Here is a 15,331-nt window from a genome sequence, read left to right on the forward strand (position 1 = left end):
GGGTTGGTGTACATGGAGGATAGAGGTGCCACGCACATCAGCCCGATACATAATCATCAAGCTGAATAACGACAAAATATAATAAAACGAGGGAATAAGATGAAAACACAAACGAACGCGGCAAAAAGAGTGTTAGCGCTGCTTCTGGCAGCCTTCCTGGTTCTGCCAGTCTTCCAAGCGGCTCAGGTTAACGCCTCAGCGGGTTCAGGCGCAAGCGCTGCTTCTCACTACAACTATTTTAATGATGTATACGAGCACTTGAACGATGAGAGCCATGTTCTTCAAACGGCAACTTACGAGGATATCATTAACTTGTTCGAGAGCGAAGGCACCTACGTTGTCCTATTCGGCGGCGCATGGAGCGATCGCACGCAGGCGAATATTGGCTTTATCAATCAGGTAGCAAAGCAGTATGGCGTCAAAACGATCTATAACTTTGACACTAGACTGGACGGCAAAGATTTTGAAATCGCCCAGACACAAACGAAGGAAATCACAAAGCAAATTAGCGGCAAAACAACCTATTTTGATTTTGGCGAGGCGTATGTCGAACTCGTTAATCGCTATTTGTCGAACCTCGATGAAGTTCTTCCGCTAGCGGATACGGTTACTTATGCCAAAAAAGACACCACTGGCACAGTAGTTGCGCAGGGTTCGGCCAAAAAAATCGAGGCTCCATTCTTGTTTGTCTACAATAAAAAACAAGGCGAAGAAAAGGGCAAGATCATTTCCAGCTTAGAGTCGCCTAACGTCTGGAATGATTATTTAACAGATGGCACTTTGGATGCGGCAAAGGTAGATGCTTATAAAGCTGAAGTAGGCAATGTGTTTAAGGGAATCGAAAAATTCGATACGATTAATAGCTCCGAGGCTATTAAAGCAGCCTTCAACAAAAATGCCGCAGGCAAAACGATTTTGGATGAAGCGGATGGCGAACTCGTATTTGAACGTGTAACATATCACGAACTGACCAAGATTTTGGAAACCGAAGGCAATTATACCATTCTATTTGGCGGCTCATGGTGCCCGAATACGAGAGCGGCTATCAAGTTTATCAATCAATATGCGAAAAAATACAATATCGATAAGGTATATTTCTGGGACACCAAGCTGGATGCCGGGATCTCTGCCAAAGATATAAACCTAGACCCGCACAACGGCACTTTCCTTCAAGTACGGGACACGAATCATCCTTACGCTAATTTGTATGTTGATTTGGTTAATAAGTATCTGACTAACATTAGCACGCAATATGCGAAAGCAAGCAACAATGTCAAATATACGAATGAAAACGGCGTAGAAGTCATTGCAAGCAAAGCGCAGGTTCCATTCCTTTTCCAATACAATAAGGATAACAAGGATGCTGCAGGAAATAACGCTCCAATCCTTGGACATATCGAATTGATGTACTCATGGGATACGATTCAGCCTGGTTATAAGGATAAGAACGGAATCGTAACCAAATTTCACGAAACGTACACGAACGCGTTGGATAAGCTTTTTACAAGAGTAGAAGCAACGCCAACGGGCCTATCAGGTGTAATCCCTACATCAGCCTCCAACGATGACGGCCAAATCATAGGCACAAAAAACAAAGCACTGGAATACAAGCTTGCTGGTTCTGACAGCGCATATATCCCTGTTGCAGGCGAAGCGATTACGAATCTCGTTCCAGGCACGTACAGCGTGAGATATGCAGCAAAATTAGGTTATCAAGGACCCGTTTCTCCTGTCAAAGATGGCGTGTACCCGTTCACGGAAGTACCGTATCTTGCAGGCCAAGCGGTAGAAATTGTTGTTCCGCCGTTTATTCAAGAGCAAGCAGCGCCAACGGGCTTAAAGGGAGTTGCTCCAACAACAGCCGATAACAATGATGGACAAATTACCGGAACGACGACTGCGCTCGAATATAAGCATGCAGACGCTGTCGATTATATCGCGGCAACAGAGCCGTCCGTTACAAATCTCGTATACGGAACTTACGATGTACGGTATGCAGCAAAAGACGGATATCGCCCGAGTCCAAAAGTTGAGGTTGTCATTCCAGCTTTTGGCGAACAAGTGCAAGTTGCGCCGATTGGTTTGGCGGGCGTAGCGCCAACTACGGCAGCTAATGATAACGGACAAATTACGGGTACAACAACGGCGCTTGAGTATCGCTTGTCCGGTACAAAAGAGTATACGCCTGCAACGGACCTGGCGGTTACAGGTTTGGCAGCGGGCACTTACAATGTCAGATATGCGGCTAAAGCAGGCTTCAGCGCAAGCCCGGCGATTGACGTTGTCGTTCCGGCGTTTGATCCGGGACCAGGTCCGAGCCCAAGCCCGAGTCCAAGCCCGAGCCCGGGCCCAGGTTCCAATCCAAATCCGCCAGGCCCTGTGACGACGGCTCCTCCAGCCGGCACAGAAAATGACGGAACAGCACCAACAACCACAGTAGCAGCGACAACAGATGTAACGACGGGCGCAACCGTTGCGAAAGCTTCAGCGTCTGCTGTAACCAGTCTTGTTGAGCAAGCGAAAAAAGCTGAAACAGCGGGCAAAGCAGCTGTGCTGGAGTTTAAGGTTGAACCTGCAGCCCAAACGAAATCCGTGGAGCTCAGCATTCCAAGAAACTCGTTTAATGAAGTAGCTTCCAGCACCAAAGCCGGAATCAAGGTCAACTATGGCATTGGTTCGGTAAGCTTTGATGCCCAAGCCGTGAGCAGCATCAGCAAAACAGCTGAAACGGGCGACATCAGCATTATCATCTCGAAGGTAGAGCTGACAGAGGAAGGCAAGCAAGCTTTAGGCGATAGACCGGTTTATGACTTCTCCGTATTTGCAGGCACGACGCCAATTTCAACATTTGGCGGCAGCGCTCTACAGGTTAGCGTGCCGTATACGTTAAAAGCGGGCGAAGACCAAAACGCAGTTATCGTTTACTACGTGACGGATTCCGGGGAACTGGATACGATTCGCGGCAAATACAATGCAGCAACAGGATCAGTCGAATTTGTGACTACGCACTTCTCTCAATATATCATTGGCTACAATAAAGTAAGCTTTGCCGATATTCCGGCGGCAGCTTGGTATAAGGATGCCGTTAGCTTCCTTGCGGCAAGAAGCATTACGACAGGTACGGACGAGAATCATTACAGCCCGAACGCTACCGTAACGAGAGGCCAATTTGTAGTCTTGTTATTGAAAGCTTACGGCATCACGCCAAATGAGACGGAAACGGACAATTTTGCTGATGCAGGCAACACCTATTACACGAATTATCTAGCTGCAGCGAAGCGCCTCGGCATTACAACAGGCGTTGACGGCAATAAATTCGAGCCAAACAGCAAAATTACGCGCCAGGATCTGTTCACGCTTCTGTACCGTTCGCTTGAAGTGCTGGGCGAGCTTCCAAAAGCGCAACCGGGCGCAACCGTATCAAGCTTTAGCGACGCAGGCCAAATCGCGGACTATGCAAGCGATGCTTTCAAAGCGCTTGTAGAGGGTGGAATTATTACGGGAAGCAACGCGAAGCTAAGTCCGAAGGACGTGTCCACAAGAGCGCAAGTGGCGCAAGTGCTTTATAACCTGCTTTCGAAGCAATAACGATAATAATGGAGATGGGTGGCCGAATGGCTGCCCATTTTTCCCGTTTGCGCTGCTCTCGCAAGCGGATCACTTTTTTGGAGGAGTCATACGTTGGATTTCATTTTAGCCTTTTCAGCAGGATTGCTTTCTTTTTTATCCCCATGCGTGCTTCCGCTTATTCCCGTCTATCTAAGCTATATGGTAGGCTCATCGTTGACCGAAATAAACACCGTCGCGGCGAAAAGGAGCGTAGTCCTCAAATCCCTATTTTTTATAGTTGGCTTTTCGCTCATTTTTGTTGTATTAGGCGTGTCGGTTAGTTCGGTTAGTAAACTGTTATCGGCTAATCTCATGCTGCTAAAACAAATCGGCGGCATTCTCATCATTTTATTTGCTCTTCATATGCTGGGCTTGTTCAAGATCAAAGCTCTGTATGCACAGAAGAAATTCATGCCAAGCAGCTCCAGCAAAAGCAATCTAAGCTCCTTTGTATTAGGGATGGCTTTTGCGGCCGGCTGGACGCCTTGTATCGGTCCCATTCTGTCGTCCATTCTCTTATACGCAGGCAGCATGGAAACGATCGATAAAGGGGTGCTGCTGCTTGCCATTTATTCGTTAGGCTTGGGCGTGCCTTTTATGCTGTCCGCGTTGCTGGTAGGAAATTTAACGGGTTTCTCAAAAAGGTTTGCCAAATATTTGCCGGCCGTGTCCATTGCCAGCGGCGTGATCATGCTTGTTATGGGCATCCTTGTGCTAACGAACAAGCTGGAAATGATCAATTCATATTTTAGCTTCTTCAGCTTATAAAAGGGGTTACATCGATGAAAAAAAACATCCTGTTAGCGGTCGCAGCCGTGCTTCTAGTTGTGGCTGCGGCCTACGTTACGAACAATAACAGCTTTAGCAACGCCGCAACAACAAGCCTTACAACTGCCGAAGCCAGCCATTCGCCCATTGTTGAGCAGGCAGAGCAGCCAATAACGCCGAGCGAGCCAAAGGAGCAAGCGATCGATTTTACATTAACGGATATGGACGGGAACCAGGTTACGCTTAGTGACTTGCGGGGCAAAAATGTTTATATCAACTTCTGGACGACCTGGTGCAAATGGTGCAAAAAAGAAATGCCGGATATCGAAAAAATCCATCAGCAGTATAAAGACAAGGACTTGATCGTGCTTGCCATTAATGTTGGCGAGGATAAAGAGAAGGCAAAGCCCTATATCGAGGAGGATAACGGCTATTCGTTCCGTGTTTTATTGGATACGGATAAACAGGTTACAGAGGCGTATCAGGTCCGATCGATTCCGGTGTCCCTGTTTGTCGATAAAGAGGGCAACATCGCCCATAAAAAAGTAGGCTTCATGACGGAAGAAGAGATGAAATCGGCGATTAACGAGCTTAGTCCCTAATTTGGATTCGAAAATAGGCCATCTCCGAAGGTTTGTCGCCTTTTGGGATGGCCTTTTTGGCGAAACCATAATCCTACATTGAGTTGTAGGTACCATAACGTTTATAATGTAACGAGAATATTCCAAAAGAAAAGGTGTCATTCATGAGCATATTAAACGTAGAAAGACTAAGTCACGGCTTTGGAGATCGCGCGATCTTTAATGACGTATCCTTCCGCCTGCTTAAAGGCGAGCACATTGGACTGATCGGCGCCAACGGCGAAGGCAAGTCCACTTTCATGAACATCATAACGGGTAAGCTTCAGCCGGATGACGGCAAGGTTGAATGGTCCAAACGGATGCGTGTCGGCTATCTCGACCAGCATGCGGTGTTAAACAAAGGGTTCACGATCCGCGACGTGCTGAAAGGGGCTTTTCAGTACCTGTTCGATATGGAACAAGAAATGAACGATAAGTATGGCATCATGGGCGATGTGTCGCCGGAGGAGCTCGAGCAGCTGCTTGAGGATGTTGGCACGATTCAGGATACGCTGACGAATCAGGATTTTTACTTGATCGACGCGAAGATCGAAGAGACAGCCCGTGGACTCGGGCTTACCGATATCGGCTTGGACAAGGATGTTAACGATCTGAGCGGCGGGCAGCGGACGAAGGTGCTGCTGGCGAAGCTTTTGCTTGAGAAGCCGGACATTTTGCTCCTCGATGAGCCTACCAACTATTTGGACGAGCAGCATATCGAATGGTTGAAGCGTTACCTGCAGGAATATGAGAATGCCTTTATTCTCATTTCGCATGACATTCCTTTCCTTAACAGCGTTATTAACCTGATCTACCATATGGAGAATCAGGAGCTTAACCGTTATGTTGGCGACTATGAATATTTCCAGCAGGTTCACGAAATGAAGAAGCAGCAGCTGGAATCGGCTTTTAAGCGCCAGCAGCAGGAAATTGCGGATCTTAAGGATTTTGTAGCCCGGAACAAAGCGAGCGTCGCGACGAGAAACATGGCGATGTCCCGGCAGAAGAAGCTCGATAAGATGGATGTTATCGAGATTGCGAAGGAAAAGCCGAAGCCGCAGTTTAACTTCAAGGATGGAAGAACATCCGGCAAGCTTATTTTCGAGACCAAAGAGCTTGTCATTGGTTATGACAGCCCGCTTTCAAGACCGCTTGACCTGCGCATGGAGCGCGGCCAGAAGATTGCGCTTGTTGGCGCGAATGGAATCGGGAAGACGACGCTGCTCCGCAGCATTTTAGGCGAGATTCCGGCGATCTCCGGCACGGTACAGCGCGGCGAGCACCAGCAGGTCGGCTATTTCCAACAGGAAATGAAAGAAACGAATTACAATACATGTATCGAGGATGTGTGGAAGGAGTTTCCTTCCTACTCACAATTCGAGGTGCGTGCGGCGCTTGCCAAGTGCGGGCTTACGACGAAGCATATTGAAAGCAAAATCGCGGTGCTTAGCGGCGGCGAGAAAGCTAAAGTACGTCTCTGCAAGCTGATCAACAACGAGACGAATTTGCTTGTACTCGACGAGCCGACGAACCACTTGGACGTTGATGCGAAGGATGAGCTGAAACGCGCGCTTAAGGCGTACAAAGGCAGCATACTTCTCATTTCCCACGAACCGGAATTTTACCGCGATATCGTTACGGATACGTGGAACTGTGAAACCTGGACGACGAAAGTATTCTAAGTTGTTCGATAGTAAAAAGAAGCCTATCTAACCTTTAATGGTCAGCTAGGCTTCTTTTTTGCTCGGGCGTTGCTCGCGCTATTCGGTTTCTTTTTTCATGGAACGCGCCATTTGAATGATTTTTTCCAATCCCTCGATATACTGGTGAAACATGTCCTGCCCCAGCTGGGTAGGCGAGCAGATCGTTTTGGGCCGTCTTCCGGCAAACGTCTTATTCACCTGAATATAGGCTGCCTCCTCTAGCACACGGATATGGTTGCCGAGGTTTCCTTCGGTCAGGCCCAGTTCGCCGCGGAGAAAGCTGAAGTCGCATTCGCCATGTACCATGAGCAGGCTCATTATGCCGAGGCGGGCTTTGGCATGAATCGTATCATCGATCGCGTCCAGCAAATTGTCACTCATGACGCCCTCTGCGCCGCTGAAGCAATACCCCTGCCAAGACAAGGCTTCCGCCGCCTAGCAGTCCTAGAACCAGAAACTGATAATCGAGAAAAAAGAGCCTTGTCGCAGCGGAGAGCAAAATAAACCATATCCCGATCATCACTGGTCCTTTTCCCATAAGCGATCCCATGGCAACATATAGGATGCCTACGAGCATGAACCAGAATAAAGGGATATACTGCGCCTCGACCATGCCCGTTGCCATCATGAAGAAGCCAGCCACCATCATCACGAGGAAAGGCAGCCCATACATCCAGCCGTTTGTGCCACCCTGCTTTTTGGGCATGTTGCGCGATTGCCTGATGCCGGTAACAGCGGAAAGGACGCTGCTAAGGACAGCGGCGATCGGCCAATACCACATGGGCCACGTTTCGTTGTCGAACTGCATGCCGATCATCCCCAGCATCAGGAATGTGCCCCAAATGAACAAGTAGGGCGGCGATTGATCCATTTTCTTCTCGTTTCGCGTAATGATTTGCTTAATGAAATCGATGTCCCGCAAAGCTTGCAGAGACTCTGTGGCATGCGCCACGTCATGATCCTTGTTCAATCTAACCACTCCTTAACCTAAAACCATTCTAGCCTTATTTCTCCCATCTGAAAAGGAAGAACGCAAGTATCCAGCATACAACCGCAAAGCCAGCCATAATGGCAATCTGGGGTCCGAACGAAGCGATCGATTCTCCGAGCCATACCCCTCTGGCAAGCTCCACGAAATAAGTCGGAGGCAGCCATTCGCTTACTCTCTGCATGAACGTAGGCAAAATTTCGACTGGCATCGCAATCCCAGACAGGAAGAGCGAAGGGAAGAAGACGACCATCGCTAAACCGCTCGCAGCGCCTGGCGTATGGGTAAGTCCCGACAAGGCAAAGCCAAGGCTGAAGAAGCTGAGACAACCGAATAATAGACAAGCAAAGAGCAAGAGCAGCGAAGTGACAGAGAACTGAATATCCCACACTAAGCTGGCAATGACGATAATTTCGATGGCGCCTGCCACTACGAGAATGACGCCTTGAATGGAATGGGACAGCAGCACCGCTCCTGAGCGAATAGGGCTAACCCGGTATCTTCGCAAAACGCCGCTCTCCCGCTGCGTAATCATATTAATATTTAACGTGAATACAGATACGGAGATGACATTCATCGCGCATAAGGCGGGAATATAGGAATCAATGAATGCAGCGCCCTCTATCGCGCCCGGCTGATTGCCGAATACAGAACCAAATATAAGTAGCATCAGAATCGGATAGACGAGCATCCAAAATATCGTCAGCCAATCGCGCAAATATAACCGGAAATCGAAAGAGATCAATCGGATTAGGGCAGTCATCTCGCAGCCTCCTTGCTTTGCAAATTCGTCATCTCGGTAAAGACGTCGTTCATGGAAGCGTCCTCGAGCCGCAGCCCGCTGACCATCCAATCCTCTTGTGAGGCTAAGTGGAACAGCTGCTTTAGCGTTTCATCAATATGGCTCGAATGCAGCTTAATGAGATCGGCTCCGTATTCGACGTGGGCGACATGTGCCAGCTTTGCGAAATGTTTTTCGTTTGAATGGCCGGGATTTTTGAAGCTGATGCGTTTGGTGCCGCCAAGCATGGAAATGAGCTTCCGCGGCGTATCAAGAGCGACCAGCCGCCCGCGGCTGATGACCGCGATCCGGTCGCACAAGTATTCGGCTTCCTCCATGTAGTGGGTCGTAACGACAATCGTCCGGCCTTGCTTCTTCAGCCGGTGAATCATCTCCCACATTTCACTGCGCGCATTCGGGTCCAAACCCATGCTGGGTTCATCGAGAAAAATAATTTCGGGATCATTGATCAATGCGAGCGCAAGCGATACGCGCTGCTTCCACCCGCCGGACAAAGATTTGATGAAAGCATTCTGCTTATCCTCAAGTCCAAGGAATGCGGCAATTTCGTTTAGATCAGCCGTTTTTTTATATAAGGAGCCGAACATGTGCAGCACTTCTTTAACTTTGGCTTTCTCCGGCATGGCGGTGGATTGCAGCAGCACGCCGATTCGCTGCTTGATCTCTTGCGAATGCTTGCGGATGTCCTTGCCTAATACCATTGCGATGCCGCTGTCTGCATTTCGCAGTCCTTCAAGTATTTCGATTAACGTTGTTTTTCCAGCACCATTAGGTCCTACGATAACGAAGATTTCGCCCTTGTTTACCTGCATCGATATATGGTCGACGGCTGTTGTGGTCCCATACTGCTTGCATACTTGATCCAACTGAATCACGGTCTGCATGGCTCCATTCCTCTCGAATACGTATTATTTCAGATAACTCTGTAATTCAGAGTAATCTGAAATAATCTAATTGTCAATATTTGTTTTAGGTATCAAATGGGCAGTTATAGAATGCTAAGTGTGGACAACGCAGCATACAGATGCTAGGTTTAAAACGGACGGTTTTGACCTAGCATACTTGATGGAGCCTGTTTAAATCCTTTTAATACATAGAGCAAAGTAGGTTATTTAAAATGAATCATAACGATCAACCGCTTTACCGATTTAGTGAAGCGCCTATTTGGGAGCTGCAGCGCGCGTATTTTGAAGAACAGGGCATCGAGGCATGGCAGAACGAGGAAGTGCCGCAATATATCACGAATAATCCAGTGATCGCAACGGCGTACGCGGAAATCATATTTGGATTCCTTCAGGATAGGGCAAGGCTGGGCAATGCAGGCGAGCCGGTTACGATCCTTGAGCTTGGAGCGGGCTCGGGCCGCTTAGCCTATTATGTGCTTAAAGCGTTAACCGAGCTGATCGATTATGCTGGCATCGAGCTTCCGCCATTCCGGTATGTCTTGAGTGATTTGCCGGTTAAAAATGTGGCATATTGGCAGCAGCACCCTAGCCTGCAGCCGTTCGTACAGCAGGGCAAACTGGATTTCGCTAAGTTTGATGCGGTGCAGGACTCAGAGCTGCATTTGACCCAATCGGGCGATACGATACGCCGGGCAAGCCTGAAGCAGCCATTGCTCCTTGTCGCAAATTATTTTTTTGACAGCATCCCGCAGCAATTGATCTACGTGGATGAAGGCAGTATTTTTGAATGCAGAGTTTCTTTTCCGCTCATGGCCGAGGATGAAGCGGCGGCTGAGCCGGACATGCTTGGGAAGATGGTTCCCGAATATCATTATCGCCGTGCCGCCGAATATGAAGAGGAATCCTATCGCTACAAGGCGGTGCTTGAGCTGTATAAGCAGCAGCTTGAGGATTCGCATATTCTTTTCCCGGAGATCGGCATGGATTGCTTAGAGAGGCTTGGCGGGTTGTCCCAAGAGGGATTTGTTCTGCTCACGGCGGACAAAGGCGACCACCGCTTGGACAACTGGGCGTTCGCCGAGCCGCCCAAGCTGATTCATCACGGCAGCTTCTCTTTAACGGCGAATTACCATGCGATTGAGAAGGCTTTCGAGCAAAAGGGGGCGTTGTCCCATTTTACCGAGCATCATTATAAAAACTTGAATGTAGGCTGCATTCTTATGCTGCAGAATCCGCTTGGCTATGCCCAGACGCGACTAGCTTACCGCCGGTTTGTCGACCGGTTCGGGCCAGATGATTTTTTCAGCATGAAGCTATGGTTTGATGAGCATTTGGACCAAATGGAGCTGTCTCCAATCATCGCCTTTTGGCGGCTAAGCCTCTACGATTCGCAATTGTTCCTTCAAAGCGCGAAGCGCATGCTGCTGCTTCTGTCGGAGGCCGGCGATGAGGAAGCAGAGGATCTTCGCCAAGGCATCTATCAAATGTGGGATGGCTATTACCCGATGAACGAGAAGCATGATCTTGCGCTGGACTGCGGCATGCTGCTTTATCAGCTGGAATTGTACGAGGATGCGCGAATTTACATTGAGCGGTCACTGAAGGACAATGAAGGAACGGCCGAGACGCTCTACAGCATGGCGATCTGCTGCTATGAGACGGGCAGCGAGGCGGAAGCGTCGGAGTTTGCGCGCTTCGCTTTAGCGCTTGAGCCGGAGCATGAAGAGGCTAAGGCGCTGCTGGCGCTATTTGGATAAATAATCGTTAAATTATAAGAAATGGCGTGTTAGGGAGTACTCCTGGCATGCCATTTTTTATGCGGCATACGTTATGTGGGCTGATGAAAAAGCGAGCGTCCTGCTGTAAAAAGGATTGACAGCGATTTCATGTATTAGGTATGATGAAGTTATGAACACGTGTTTACAAACAAACCCGTAACGGAGATGGCGAGGCCAGTTAAGCTTGGTTAGGATGCGGCGCATTTAGTGAACTCGATGGGCTGGGTTGTTTAAAGTTTCCTGATGCTACAGGATAGTGAATGGCATTATTTTTTTGTTCGATTATAAACACGCGTTCACAATCACGTGGTTGATGCGCACAGAAGTTTAAATACGGGTACCCAAAGGATGGTAGATAATGATGAAGACCTTGCAGGAGCTTCTCAAGCACGCTGACCGCAGCGTTAACAGCTTTCTTGAAACGGTGGATGTCGTAACCGGCGATAGGAAGGTGCTGGCTGAATTCGATTATTTAATCGAGGCGCCGAACTGGACAATAGACGGCAAACGTCTCATCTATAACAGCGGAGGGCTGCTCTGCTCCTTTGACCTCTCCTCCGGCGAGAGTACGGTGATCAACACAGGTTTTGCAACAAGATGCAACAATGACCATGTGCTTTCTCCGGACGATTCGCAAATTGCGGTCAGCCATCATACGCAGGAGGACGGCCAGTCGCGCATTTATATCCTCCCGCTTGCAGGCGGTGATCAACCCGTGCTCGTTACGGAGCTTGCGCCAAGCTATCTGCACGGCTGGTCGCCGGACGGCGGCACCTTGTCCTATTGCGCCGAACGGAATGGACAATACGATATTTATACCATTTCAGTCAACGGCGGGATCGAGACGCAGCTAACGGATACGCCGGGGCTGGATGACGGGCCGGAATACTCGCCGGACAATCGGCATATTTGGTTCAATTCGACGAGATCGGGCTTGATGCAGGTATGGCGAATGAACGCAGACGGCAGCGAGCAGACTCAAATGACGGATGACGAGAGCAACAGCTGGTTCCCGCATTTGTCCCCGGATGGCGAATCCGTCGCTTATATCACCTATCGCAAAGGCGACGTTGCGCCGAACGACCACCCTGCCAACAAAAACGTCGAAATTCGGCTGATGGCAAGCAGCGGCGGGCAATACCGGACTTTGGCCGAGCTGTTCGGAGGCCAAGGCACCATTAACGTTAATTCATGGTCGCCCGATAGCAAGCAGCTGGCTTTTGTCAGCTATCAATTAAAAAACTAGCAGAGGGGCTTTCAGCCGTTCGCTCAAAATCAAGCAAACAGCCGTTTAAAAGGAGAGTATAAACTTATCATGGCAGACGTTACAGGAAGATGGGCGCTTATTACAGGCGCAAGCAGAGGCGTAGGTTATCAAACCGCTATTTTTATGGCTAAGCAAGGCTGCAATTTGATTTTGCATAGCAGAGATAGGGCACATACAAAGAAAGTGGAAGAGGAAGTAAAAGCGCTTGGTGTAGAGGCATATTGCGTGCAAGCAGAGCTCGCTAACCACGAAGAGGTTGTTGCCATGCTGGATGAAATAGAAGGTAAGGGGACGGCTGTTGATATTATTTTCAACAATGCGGCGGTGCAAATTGCATATAGGACGGATTATTGGAACACGCCGATTTCAGATTTTGAGATGAGCTTCCGGATTAATTTTATTTCAATTGCTACGATATGCCATCGTCTGATTCCTAAGATGATCGAGCGCGGCTTTGGCCGCGTCATTAATACTACAAGTGGAATTAAGAATGAGCCGGAGCAGGCAGGTTACGCAGCAAGCAAAGCAGCGCTTGATAAATTTACGAAGGATTTGGCATCAAGGCTGGAAGGAACCAACGTCATGATTAATATTACCGATCCGGGCTGGTGCAGGACCGATTTGGGAGGCCCGCAGGCGCCAAGCGCAGTGGAAAGCGTGATTCCTGGAATTGCAGTCGGTGCCTTTGTAGATGACCAGAAGAGCGGACGGTTCTTTCACGCTCAACCATTTGCCGGCATGACTTTGGAAGAAGCGATTGCGAAAGCAGAGAAGATGGAAGCGAACCCTTACATTATCTAATACTAGCGCCAAATTAAAGGGATAGTCTGCTGAGGAAGCTCAGCAGGCTATTTTTTTTCCTTATCGCGATTATAGTAGACTAACTAAATTAATTGATTAGATGGCATTATTTGTAATAGAATAGACATGCCGTTACCATGAGATGAGGTGTGCGATATGCTCGATAAGGTCATGCTCGTTGTCATTTTTACTTTTATTATTCATCTCTCCGAGACGCTCACCTATGCGCTCCGCTCTGCAGGCGTTCGTTTAGGGAAATTGGCGGTTGCCTTATCCTTATCCGGCATCATTCTCCTCATTTCAAGAACAGCCAATATGGTTCAAGGCCCGCTCTCTGGTAAAATAATAGATTTTGCCAAAAAGAACCCGGACTTTAATCTAGTCGATCAGATGCGGATTATTATCGGCGCTTCGACGGTAGGGACATTTATTGCGTTGTTGCTTTTTCCGTCTGCGGTCATATTGTCCAAGCGGGTCATATCCCATTTTGAAGTGGCGGGCTCCATTCCCCAAATGGTACGGACCTCGGTTTCGATCCAAAAGCTGCAAAATGTGCGCTACCATTTGCGATTCCCCAAATTATCGATGCTGTCACGCCTCAGAATCGGCGGCATTCCGAAAAGGCTGGTCATTCTGAATAGCTTGGTGACCGCCATTTATACCATCGGCGTGCTGGCTGCTCTATTGGCATCCACCTTAACTAAAGAACATGCAATCTCCGCCTCACAGGCCTCTGGGCTTATAAATGGGATGGCGACTATATTGCTGACCATACTCATAGACCCGCAAATTGGTTTAATTACCGACAAAGTGCTTAGAGGCGAAAAAGATATCAACGCGCTTAACAAAATTTTTGGCCTATTGATGGTTTCGCGCTTATTAGGCACGCTGCTTGCCCAAGTGCTGCTTGTGCCAGCCGCCTACTGGATTAAATGGCTGGTATCCGTTTTGTAGGTCTCTGTGCACCGAAAGCGGCAGCCGAACGAGGAGAGTATCGCTATGCTGAAGATAGATACGGGTCATTTTAAACCACTCAATGAATATGTATATGGCATGCAAAAAGAGATTGGTGCCACGGCAGCAGCCACGTACATCATTAAAAGTAATGCTGTCGTCAATGAATGGTATTCAGGCCGGCATGAATCATTCGAGCAGTCGAGGGCTGTAGGAGAGCGTACGCAGTTTAATGTTGCTTCTATCCGCAAAACCTATCTTGCTCTAGCGATAAGCTTGCTGATGGAAAGAGGTCTGATAGCCAGCATTGATGATGAAATTAGCGTTTACTTAACTGAATATAAAGCTGTGGCAGAAGGAGTTACGCTCCGACATTTGCTCACGCATACGCATGGTCTACAAGCGGAAGGCGGAGCGATTGGCAGAGCTTTTCCGGCGGGGGAGAGCTTCGCTTACAGAAACGAAGGCATAACAATGCTCATTCAATTGGTCGCACACTTATCGGGTAGAACCTTAAGCGCTTTTATGAGAGATCATGTGTTTGCGGGTTATCAGCTTCATGAAACGGGCTGGAGAACGGCGAATCATGAGCATCTTATTTACAACTATTACAAGGACCATGACACATGGGTCGGGCCAAATGACAGTGACGCAGGTGACCAAAGCAACTTGTTTGTTAGTGCAAGAGATTTGGCAATGTGGGGTTATATGCATCTTGCCCAAGGCCGCATAAACGGCGAGCAATTGCTGCCTCAACGTGTTTTTGAACGCGTCACGTCACTTCAGACGCCAAGCGGCGTGCCGTCCCACCTGCCGCGAAACGGTTTTATTTGGTGGCTGCAAAGCGACACTGATCTCAACCAACTGGGCGAGAGGCTGCCAAGCTGTTCTTATCAAATACTTGGGATAACGGGATGCGCATGCCTTGTTGTGCCGAAGTACGACGCGGTCGTCGTCAGAATGTACAATCAGCTAAGCAACGCTAACGGATACGATTACTTAAGCGATATCAGGCAGTTCGGAAACTTGGCGAATGACCTGCTGAAGGGCTATTTCTAGACAAGCGCAGATGTTATCGCAGCAACTCGTTTAATATGGATGTTATGGTTCCGGCTATTGTCGACGCTGATTTGCGT

Annotated in this window: 13 protein-coding genes; 9 read left to right on the top strand and 4 right to left on the bottom strand. The window is 48.6% G+C overall.

Annotated features, from left to right (window positions below):
• Positions 1–99: 99 nt before the first annotated feature.
• The 4 genes from ADU23_RS12235 to ADU23_RS12250 all read left to right on the top strand — a co-directional run bounded on the left by ADU23_RS12235 (position 100) and on the right by ADU23_RS12250 (position 6,679).
• Entirely contained in the window at positions 100–3,588 is a 3,489-nt protein-coding gene (locus tag ADU23_RS12235; protein WP_053373995.1) for an S-layer homology domain-containing protein, read from the top strand.
• A gap of 93 nt (positions 3,589–3,681) precedes the next feature.
• Positions 3,682–4,377, top strand: a complete 696-nt coding sequence (locus ADU23_RS12240; RefSeq protein ID WP_053373996.1) for a cytochrome c biogenesis CcdA family protein — start codon at positions 3,682–3,684, stop codon at positions 4,375–4,377.
• 14 nt (positions 4,378–4,391) lie between these two features.
• Entirely contained in the window at positions 4,392–4,979 is a 588-nt protein-coding gene (locus ADU23_RS12245; RefSeq protein WP_053373997.1) for a TlpA family protein disulfide reductase, read from the top strand.
• 143 nt (positions 4,980–5,122) lie between these two features.
• A complete protein-coding gene (locus ADU23_RS12250) occupies positions 5,123–6,679 on the top strand; it encodes an ABC-F family ATP-binding cassette domain-containing protein (protein ID WP_053373998.1) in 1,557 nt (518 codons plus the stop codon).
• A gap of 78 nt (positions 6,680–6,757) precedes the next feature.
• Here ADU23_RS12250 and ADU23_RS12255 read toward each other — a convergent pair whose 3' ends face one another.
• The 4 genes from ADU23_RS12255 to ADU23_RS12270 are packed head-to-tail and all read right to left on the bottom strand — an operon-like array spanning position 6,758 to position 9,374.
• On the bottom strand, positions 6,758–7,081 hold the full coding sequence (locus ADU23_RS12255; RefSeq protein ID WP_053373999.1) for a winged helix-turn-helix domain-containing protein: 324 nt from the start codon (positions 7,079–7,081) through the stop codon (positions 6,758–6,760).
• The gene (locus ADU23_RS12260) at positions 7,074–7,670 is read right to left on the bottom strand and encodes a hypothetical protein (RefSeq protein ID WP_053374000.1); all 597 of its coding nucleotides are present in this window, start codon (positions 7,668–7,670) and stop codon (positions 7,074–7,076) included. Before ADU23_RS12260 ends, ADU23_RS12255 begins: the two co-directional genes overlap by 8 nt.
• Positions 7,671–7,704: 34 nt before the next feature.
• Positions 7,705–8,451: an ABC transporter permease gene (locus ADU23_RS12265; RefSeq protein ID WP_053374001.1), complete on the bottom strand. Its 747-nt coding sequence runs from the start codon at positions 8,449–8,451 to the stop codon at positions 7,705–7,707.
• Positions 8,448–9,374, bottom strand: coding sequence for an ABC transporter ATP-binding protein (locus ADU23_RS12270; RefSeq protein ID WP_053374002.1), 927 nt, complete (start codon positions 9,372–9,374; stop codon positions 8,448–8,450). Before ADU23_RS12270 ends, ADU23_RS12265 begins: the two co-directional genes overlap by 4 nt.
• A gap of 233 nt (positions 9,375–9,607) precedes the next feature.
• Between ADU23_RS12270 and ADU23_RS12275 the strand changes: the two genes are divergently transcribed.
• The 5 genes from ADU23_RS12275 to ADU23_RS12295 all read left to right on the top strand — a co-directional run bounded on the left by ADU23_RS12275 (position 9,608) and on the right by ADU23_RS12295 (position 15,254).
• Positions 9,608–11,152, top strand: coding sequence for an SAM-dependent methyltransferase (locus ADU23_RS12275; protein WP_053374003.1), 1,545 nt, complete (start codon positions 9,608–9,610; stop codon positions 11,150–11,152).
• Positions 11,153–11,531: 379 nt separating this feature from the next.
• Positions 11,532–12,419, top strand: a complete 888-nt coding sequence (locus ADU23_RS12280; protein WP_231637363.1) for a TolB family protein — start codon at positions 11,532–11,534, stop codon at positions 12,417–12,419.
• A gap of 69 nt (positions 12,420–12,488) precedes the next feature.
• Positions 12,489–13,241 carry an SDR family NAD(P)-dependent oxidoreductase gene (locus ADU23_RS12285; protein ID WP_053374004.1) on the top strand — a complete coding sequence of 251 codons (753 nt, stop codon included), beginning with the start codon at positions 12,489–12,491 and terminating at the stop codon, positions 13,239–13,241.
• A gap of 156 nt (positions 13,242–13,397) precedes the next feature.
• Entirely contained in the window at positions 13,398–14,195 is a 798-nt protein-coding gene (locus ADU23_RS12290) for a lipid II flippase Amj family protein (RefSeq protein ID WP_053374005.1), read from the top strand.
• A 45-nt stretch (positions 14,196–14,240) separates the two neighbouring features.
• A complete protein-coding gene (locus ADU23_RS12295) occupies positions 14,241–15,254 on the top strand; it encodes a serine hydrolase domain-containing protein (protein WP_053374006.1) in 1,014 nt (337 codons plus the stop codon).
• Positions 15,255–15,331: the final 77 nt, after the last annotated feature.

Origin of the sequence: Paenibacillus sp. FJAT-27812, from assembly GCF_001273905.1 — a bacterium.
GTDB lineage: Bacteria > Bacillota > Bacilli > Paenibacillales > Paenibacillaceae > Pristimantibacillus.

Excerpts from the sequence above, each read along its gene's own strand:
- ADU23_RS12275 (WP_053374003.1), top strand. The coding sequence starts at position 9,608 with ATGAATCATAACGATCAACCGCTTTACCGATTTAGTGAAGCGCCTATT.
- ADU23_RS12255 (WP_053373999.1), bottom strand. The coding sequence starts at position 7,081 with ATGAGTGACAATTTGCTGGACGCGATCGATGATACGATTCATGCCAAA.
- ADU23_RS12245 (WP_053373997.1), top strand. The coding sequence starts at position 4,392 with ATGAAAAAAAACATCCTGTTAGCGGTCGCAGCCGTGCTTCTAGTTGTG.
- ADU23_RS12235 (WP_053373995.1), top strand. The coding sequence starts at position 100 with ATGAAAACACAAACGAACGCGGCAAAAAGAGTGTTAGCGCTGCTTCTG.
- ADU23_RS12270 (WP_053374002.1), bottom strand. The coding sequence starts at position 9,374 with ATGCAGACCGTGATTCAGTTGGATCAAGTATGCAAGCAGTATGGGACC.
- ADU23_RS12285 (WP_053374004.1), top strand. The coding sequence starts at position 12,489 with ATGGCAGACGTTACAGGAAGATGGGCGCTTATTACAGGCGCAAGCAGA.
- ADU23_RS12265 (WP_053374001.1), bottom strand. The coding sequence starts at position 8,451 with ATGACTGCCCTAATCCGATTGATCTCTTTCGATTTCCGGTTATATTTG.
- ADU23_RS12280 (WP_231637363.1), top strand. The coding sequence starts at position 11,532 with ATGATGAAGACCTTGCAGGAGCTTCTCAAGCACGCTGACCGCAGCGTT.
- ADU23_RS12250 (WP_053373998.1), top strand. The coding sequence starts at position 5,123 with ATGAGCATATTAAACGTAGAAAGACTAAGTCACGGCTTTGGAGATCGC.
- ADU23_RS12290 (WP_053374005.1), top strand. The coding sequence starts at position 13,398 with ATGCTCGATAAGGTCATGCTCGTTGTCATTTTTACTTTTATTATTCAT.
- ADU23_RS12295 (WP_053374006.1), top strand. The coding sequence starts at position 14,241 with ATGCTGAAGATAGATACGGGTCATTTTAAACCACTCAATGAATATGTA.